Consider the following 7,071-nt stretch of genomic DNA (forward strand, 5'->3'; position numbering starts at 1 on the left):
CGGTGAGCGGGCCGAGACCCATGATCTCGCGGGCCCGCGCATGAAACTCGTCAGCCGCCGCGACCGGCGGGTGCACGTCGAGGTAGTGCAGGTTGTAGTCCGACGGCGACTTCGCGCGCGCACGCTCGCGATCGAATCGGGCATCGGCAAGGTGCTCGTCGACCCACTGCGAATGCCAGTCGGCCAGCTCGTTCAACCGGCGGCGCCGCTCAGGAGACGGTGGTACAGGACGTGTCACAGCCACTTCACCCCATTCCACAATGACCCCAGCATAGTCCGGCGACCGATCCAGTCCTCCGCTCCCGGCGCCCGCCCCAGCTGGCTGATCTCGTAGGCACTCGGGTAGCCATCCGACCCGAACGGCACCCGCGCCGCCCGGTCGAGCACATCCCGCGCCGCGGCGATCTGCGCCAAGTCTGGATCGGCCGCGACTTCCAGCTTGTCCACCTCTCTGGTGAGCCGCTTCAGGATCTCCTGCACCGTGTCCTCGGTGGCCCAATCGAACCCTTGCCCGGCCCACGTGTAGCCGCCAACGTCGATGTTCGCCTCCGTCGCCACATACTTCACGCCCGACTCGCGGTACCAGTTGTACAGGTGGTTGTTGAGCGCCTTCGCAAATCCTTGCCCCTGGAACTCGGGCTCGAGCTGGAGGAGGGCGTGCTCAACCCACAGCGTGCCGTCCTCGTCGCGGTGGAAGTACCTTTCCACGTAGCCGGCGATCTCGCCGTGTCGATCCCGGATGGTGCCCATCATGTCGAGCTGGCCAGCGCCCATGTCGACCGTGTCGATCTGGATCCGCAGCTCACCGAAGTCCCTGCCCTCGAACTGGCCGCTGAGCGCCTCACGGACCGCGGCCTCCCGCTCCGGGGTGACGTCATCGCTGTCCGGCACCATGTCCCTGATCTGCGGGCCGGTGGGCTCGGGACGGGGTGGCTCCGGGGGTGTCGCGCGCACGGGCTCCGGCTGGGGACGCGGCGTCGGCTGGGCGTTCGGTGTTGCTCGGCCGGCGGGTGCGCCGCCACCGAGTGGCTTCTCGCGGTCACGGCGGCGGAGGAGACCTGTGTCGTCGGTGTGCTGCTTGATCCGCGCGCTGTTGGCCCGGATCTGCTGGCGCAGCGTCTTGGCGGTGGCGGTGTCGCCGAGCTCCTTCACCGCGGTCTCGCGGCGCTTGAGGTCGCGGGCGCGGCGTTCGAGGTCGCGGAGTTTCTGTTCGGCCTTCGCGCCCTCGGGGTCGGCCTTCGGCGGCGGCTTGCGCGTCAGGCCGGGGACGTAGGGGTCGGCGCGGTGCCGGCAGTTCGGGTGCCAGAGCCCGTCGCCCCGCGCTTCGCCGACGGTCGCGGTGATGCGCCGTCCGTCGACGGTTTGACCGACCGACGACCCGGTCACGGACAGGACGCGGCCCTCCCACGGCCGGCATCGCTCGCACTCGCGCGCGCTGTCGGAGATGATCACCAGGTCCCGATCTTCGGCGACCATCTGATCCAGCTGGCCCTGCACCACCGTCTGCCCCGCGACCGTGCGGCCGGCCATGCGGGCATAGACGTCGAGATGCCAGCGCCGGCCGGACCGGTCGACGAACCGGTCGCCTCCCTCGGCGAGGAGCCGGTCGACGGTGCGCGCGATCTCCTCCCGTCGCGTGGTCGTGCCGGTGGTGATGGCCAGCTCAGAGTCCACCACCACTCGGCGGTATAGATCGGAGTGCGCGCGGATGACTGGCAGCACGGTGCCCCTGAGGTTTTGGGTCGTGCGGGTGGCGAGCTGCTGGACGGCCTCGGGGCGTGAGTCGATCGCCGTCCGGCCGAGGGTGGCCGCCGCGGTGGTCCCGATCCGGTGTGCCTCGGCGAGTGCTGCCTGTACCTGGGCCGGCGTGGCGTTGCTGACGCGGGACATGATCCCGGCCAGCTCAGCGCGCAGGGCAAGGGTTTCGCGTGCCTTGCGTTCGGCCCATCCGTCCTGCTCGATGCCAGCGGCCAGCCGGCGGGCGACCGCCTCCAGCATGCGCTCCGACGCCAGCGACCACACGTCGTCGAGGGTCTTGAGGACGGTGTAGGCGTCGGCCGGGCTGACGCCCTGCGCGGCCACCGGCTACCTGCCCGGCGGGAACGGTGCGGGCGGGCCAGGCTTCGGCGGTGACCCGGGCGCGGGCGGGCCAGCAGGCGCCGGAGGGTCTTCGCCTTCGGCCGGCGCAACCGTGACCGGACGCGGGTTCTCGACCATGGTGAGCGAGCCGAGCCCGGCCTTGGTCGCGGCCTCGGCGGGGTCCACTCCGGACAACCACATCGCCCGGAACATGTCGACCTGTGCCTTGGTCACCCCGGTGCCGGTCGGGTCCTCGGTCTCGGGGTCGAGGGGGTCTTCCTCGTCGATCGCCGGCGCCATCAACGCGGCCTGCTCGACCAGCAGTCGGGCGACTTCCTCGTCGACCTGGTCGCCATCCCATTCGGGGTGGGCCATGGCCACCGCGGTTTCAGTGGAGAGGGCTTGTGCGCGGCGGAGCAGCTCGATGGTGGTCGCGGTCTCCTGGGGGTCGGCCTGGTCGGTCTCGCGCCACTGCAGCGTCGGCCGGCCGGTCGGTCTCGGTCCGCCGAAGACCTCGGCGTTGATCATCATCAGGGTTTCCGCGAACCGCTCCAGCGCGGGCCGGGCGTACCGTCTCTGCCGGTCGCGGGTGCGGTAGGAGCGCTGCTCCCGACGCCGCATCGCCGTCCCGGACAGCTGGCCCTCGACGTGCATGCCCATCGTCTGGGGGGCGTAGCCGGCGCGGGACACGATCTGCTCGACCAGAGCCATCGCCGTGTCCCGGTGCTCGGCCATCCTGATGCCGAACTGCACGTGCTCGATGGGCATCGGCTGGCCCTCTTTGCTGTCCGGCCACGCGTCGAACCCCGTGTACGCCTCGGCGTCCACATCGAACGCCGCGCCCGGGGTGGTGTGCCGGCGGCCGAACATGCCGCCCAGCGCGCTCCGCTTCTGCGCCCCGACGACCGGGTCGAGCATCTCGCGGGCCAGCAAGATCCGGCCCTTGCCCAGCCGGATGTCCCGCATCCACGAGTCCCACACCTCGTCGAGCTGGTCGAGGAGGGTCTCCACGCCCTGCAGCACCGAACGGCCGAGAGGCAGCACGTCGAGAGGCTGCGGCAAGTCGTTCGGGATGAACTCGACGAGGATGCCCTCGGCGCGGTACGGCCGGGTGTCGATCACCGGCTCCAGGTCCCGGGTGTACTCGTGCTCGGTGAGCGGCAGAGGCGTGCCGGTCCCGGATGCCGACCCGAGCCACAGCTCGTGGCGGATCTGGCCGGGCTCGTGGTGCTCGAGCCAGCGCCACACCTCGCCGCTGCTTCGGGTGGTCCAGCCGGTCGGCTCTTCCAGTTCGGTGACGAACGTGACCGAGCTGAGCCGCCCGAACTTGAACGTCGGCAGGGCGTGGTCGGCGCGCACCACCATCGGTAGCGGGTGGTCGGCGACCGACCGGTCCCAGCCGGGCTTGAGGTAGCTGCCGCCGAGCGCGGCACCGACCTCCCCGGACTCGAGCATCGTGTTGCTCCACCCGATCTGCTGGGCGAGGTCGTCCCAGACCTCCTGCGCAGGCTGGTCGTTCTCCCACTGGATGGCGGGGGTGTCGCCGTACATCAGCTCAGCGGCGGTGCGTGCGAGGTCGCCGGCCAGCGGCAGATGGATCTTCGTCGAGCCGATCTTGTTGCGGCGGGCCCAGTAGCCGCCCGGGGCGGTGTACGGCGAGTCGACCATCAGGCGGTGCAGGTCCCCGGACCACCAGGCGGCCCACGACAGCCAGCGCTCGCGCATGCGCCAGTGACCGGGCGGGGGCCAGTGAGTCTGGGCGTTGATCAGCACACCCGGACGGTGGCCGCCAGGTGTCACCCCGTAACGCTTTCCCTTGCGGCGGCGATGATCCCGGGCAGACCACCACGTCGAGAGGCACGGCCATGTCCTACCCCCAGCAGCACGCCCCACACCCGCCGCGGCAGTCCCGCGCCGGCGCCGTCGTCATCTTCGTGATGCTCGCCGCCGTCGTGTTCGGCGTGATGGCGCTCGTCGGCGCGCTCGTCGCCGACGACACCGAAGCCACCCCGGTGAAGGCGGCGGCGACAGCCGAGCCCACGGCCACCGACATCGAGGCGGACGTGACGGCCGCGTGCCGCAGCGCGCTCCTCGCCAGGCTCGACGGCGGGTTCGAGTGGTACTCCGAGAGCGTGCAGCGCGGCGTTGGCAGCGCGGCCGGGTTCCGGGTCACCGGCACGGGCAGCGAAACCGTGTCCGGCCAACAGTTCGGCGGCGAGCGGTCGTGGGTGTGCGATGCGCAGGCCGTGCCCGGGGAGGGCATCGTCGTGTCCGACGTGGGGTTCGTGACGGCCTGACCTACGCCGCGTCCTCGGCGGCCAGGTGAGGGAGCCAGTGCCGCCACACGGGTCGGGCGGCCATGACGCCGTACCGCAGCGCGTCCGGGCCGTGGTCGTCGACCTTCACCGGCCGCTCCTCGCCTTTCTCCAACGCCTTGTCGTCCCAGACGTAGCCGCAGAGCTCGTCCCACAGGGTTGAGCAGTCGTCCTTGTCGGCCGCGAGCTTCCCCCCGCCGAACAGGCTGGACACCGTCCTGATGCCGACCTCGACCCGGTTGTCCGCCGTCCGCAGCCCCGGCCAGCCGTCCGACCGCATCTGCACCCGCAGGCTGGCCGCGCTGGGGTCGAGCACCACGACCGGGGTGACCGACGCGTCGGCGACCGCGCCGGTGAGCCACTCGGCCAGACGCGCGGAGATCTGGGCGTCGGTGAGCTGGCCTTGGGCGCGGCCGTCGTGCCGCCACTCCGCGACCGCGTGCAACTGTTCGCCGGCGAGCACGATCAGCACGGCGTGCGTCGGGTTGCTGGTGCCGTAGTCGATGCCGACCCACGCGGCCTCCCACGCGGTCTTCGGCGGGGCGACAGCGCAGTGGGCGGTCTCGTCGAGCATGTCGTAGATCGCGCCCTCAGCGGAGACCCACAGCCCCTTGATGAACCGCTTGAACCACAAGCCGGTGAACTCGGCGGCGAGCGCAGCCTTGTAGGCGTCCGACAGGCTGGGGTTGTCGGCGAGTTCGAAGTGGAACACGACGATGTCGAGCTTGTCGGCGCGCAGCAAGTACTTCTTGCGGAACCAGTGCGACGGGCTGTCGGGGTTGGTGGTGCCGAACAGCTTCGCGCCGGCGACGGACATGCGGCCGAGGAGCTGCACGAAGAACGCCTCGGGGATGACCGTGATCTCGTCGACATAGGCGCCGGCGAGCGTGAGCCCACGGAGGATCTTCTCCGCCTTCGCGTCGTTGGCGCCGATCACGTGGACGAGGCGGCCGAGGATGCGGCAGGTGGGTGCGCCGCGGGTGTAGGAGATGGCGCCGGGTGCGATCTCGCTGATGACGTCGAGGACGTTGCGGCCGATGGTGTCGCGGGTTTTGCCGATGACGGCGAGTGGGCCAGGCGGGGCGGTGCGGACGTAGATCAGCCAGGCGAGGATCGACGCGATGGTCTTGCCACTGCGGATCGATCCCTCCCAAACGTTCAGGCGGCAGACGGCGTCGAGGACGCTGTCCTTCTGCTTCGTGGACAGCTGAGCGACGGTGGCCGTGGGCGCGGTCACCCGTCCTCACTCGGCGGCGGGGTTCGTTCCTGCCGGTCCTTGACCAGCGCGCCGAGGAACTGGTCGAGCAGCGCGCCTGCGGTGCCCGTGCCGGCTTGTTCGGCTTCGAGCCGGGCGAGTTCGACGCTCTTGCTGGAGGCGATGCCGATGGCGGACATGGTGTCGCGCCACTCGCGTGGGCCTGCGGGGAGCACGGTGTGTTCGACGTACTCGGGGAGCGGGCCGATGCCGCGGGGCTCGTCGTCGTCGACGTTGCCGGGTGGGTAGCCCTTGACGACGTTGAGGTGCGTCACGTCGCCGAACAGGCGGGCGCGTAGGGCTTGTGCGTCGTCGAGGAGGTCGAGCTGGAGGGCGGCGCGGCGTTGGGCGCCGTTGGTTTGGTTGACGCTGGTGGCGGCGGCGGTTTGGTGTTGGCCGTCCTTCCATCGGTCGCCGAGGTTGTTCTCTTCGGCGATGCGCTGGACGGTGGCGACGGCGCATCCGTGTCGGCTGGCGATCTGCCGGTAGCTGCCTTCGGGGGTGCCGGCGGTGGCCTCGATGTCGGCGGCGATCGCGCGTCTCTGGGCGTCGCTGTACTTGCGGGTGTAGTTGGCCACCGCGTCACCCGCCGTCCGCGCAGGTTCCGGCGGGGAGCTGGTCGCCGTCCTCGTGCGGCACGAGCGTGGTCACCCGGGGGCTGGTGCCCTCGACTCGCACCAGGCTGCCGGCCTGCCAGGTGGCGGGGGTCGGGTCCTGGCCCTCGGGGGCGGCGAGCCGGGTGAGGTCGTAGTCGGCCAGCACGTGGTCGCACCAGGCGCAGCGCTGGCGGAGACGGGAGCCGATCCGGACCGGCAGGCCGGCGAAGTGGATGGTCGGGGTGGTCATGCCCGGGATGATCAGGGGCGGGTGTCACGTGGTGGCGCTGGCCGGGTTCGAACCGGCGACCTCTGGGTTATGAGCCCAGCGAGCTACCCACTGCTCCACAGCGCTCAGGGGGTTGAGCATGCTCATGGTCAGGGCGTGGTGTCACGGGACCCACCAGACCTTGGTGACCTGCCAGTCGCCGCGCCAGGCCATGGCCAGGGCGGTCTGGTAGCCCTCGGTTGAGGTGTCGGCGGCGACGAGGTACTTGCGTCGTTCAGCGTCGAGCACACCGCGCTTGAGGTGATCGTGGGTCGACAGCCACACCTCGTACTCGAACACGTTGGGCGTGGCCACGGGGTCACTCCTTCGTGTCTGGTGTAACGGGATCGGGTCGGGCTACGATGGTCTAGTTGTTCGACAGCGCCATTGGTACCGGCGAGGATCGCAACGTCATCTCCCTGCACCTGCAGGGCTGGCCCGTTTCTCTACATGGGCATGATCCGTGAGGATCGATCGTCCCCGCGCTTGCGGGGCTGCTCCGACCGTGGAGCCGTGCGAGTCGTTGTCCCTGCACCAGCAGGGTTGAGGCCCCTTCCC

7 protein-coding genes, 1 tRNA gene and 1 pseudogene are annotated in these 7,071 nt (G+C 70.6%); 1 reads left to right on the forward strand and 8 read right to left on the reverse strand.

All coding sequences use genetic code 11. The features are described from left to right. The 3 genes and pseudogenes from ACYVIP_RS45200 to ACYVIP_RS45210 form a co-directional block, all read right to left on the reverse strand. Window positions 1-196: pseudogene (locus ACYVIP_RS45200) on the reverse strand (hypothetical protein); the annotation flags it as partial. Between the two features lie 38 nt (window positions 197-234). Then, entirely contained in the window at window positions 235-2,082 is a 1,848-nt protein-coding gene (locus ACYVIP_RS45205; RefSeq protein WP_460407479.1) for a phage minor capsid protein, read from the reverse strand. Window positions 2,083-2,085: 3 nt separating this feature from the next. Beyond that, a complete protein-coding gene (locus tag ACYVIP_RS45210; protein WP_460407481.1) occupies window positions 2,086-3,852 on the reverse strand; it encodes a phage portal protein in 1,767 nt (588 codons plus the stop codon). Window positions 3,853-3,944: 92 nt separating this feature from the next. On the opposite strand from ACYVIP_RS45210, the gene ACYVIP_RS45215 reads away from it, so the two are divergent. Beyond that, window positions 3,945-4,376: a hypothetical protein gene (locus tag ACYVIP_RS45215; protein ID WP_460407483.1), complete on the forward strand. Its 432-nt coding sequence runs from the start codon at window positions 3,945-3,947 to the stop codon at window positions 4,374-4,376. 1 nt (window position 4,377) lies between these two features. Here ACYVIP_RS45215 and ACYVIP_RS45220 read toward each other — a convergent pair whose 3' ends face one another. The 5 genes from ACYVIP_RS45220 to ACYVIP_RS45240 all read right to left on the reverse strand — a co-directional run bounded on the left by ACYVIP_RS45220 (window position 4,378) and on the right by ACYVIP_RS45240 (window position 6,828). Continuing rightward, window positions 4,378-5,631, reverse strand: a complete 1,254-nt coding sequence (locus tag ACYVIP_RS45220; protein ID WP_460407484.1) for a PBSX family phage terminase large subunit — start codon at window positions 5,629-5,631, stop codon at window positions 4,378-4,380. Beyond that, complete coding sequence (locus ACYVIP_RS45225; protein ID WP_460407486.1) at window positions 5,628-6,227, reverse strand: hypothetical protein; 600 nt, start codon at window positions 6,225-6,227, stop codon at window positions 5,628-5,630. The genes ACYVIP_RS45220 and ACYVIP_RS45225 overlap by 4 nt, the downstream gene beginning before the upstream one ends. Before the next feature lie 4 nt (window positions 6,228-6,231). Next, window positions 6,232-6,495: a hypothetical protein gene (locus tag ACYVIP_RS45230; RefSeq protein ID WP_460407488.1), complete on the reverse strand. Its 264-nt coding sequence runs from the start codon at window positions 6,493-6,495 to the stop codon at window positions 6,232-6,234. Between the two features lie 29 nt (window positions 6,496-6,524). Further along, a tRNA-Met gene (locus ACYVIP_RS45235) sits at window positions 6,525-6,600 on the reverse strand. Between the two features lie 36 nt (window positions 6,601-6,636). Then, the gene (locus tag ACYVIP_RS45240) at window positions 6,637-6,828 is read right to left on the reverse strand and encodes a hypothetical protein (RefSeq protein ID WP_460407489.1); all 192 of its coding nucleotides are present in this window, start codon (window positions 6,826-6,828) and stop codon (window positions 6,637-6,639) included. Window positions 6,829-7,071 lie beyond the last annotated feature (243 nt).

This window comes from Actinophytocola sediminis (assembly GCF_054779715.1).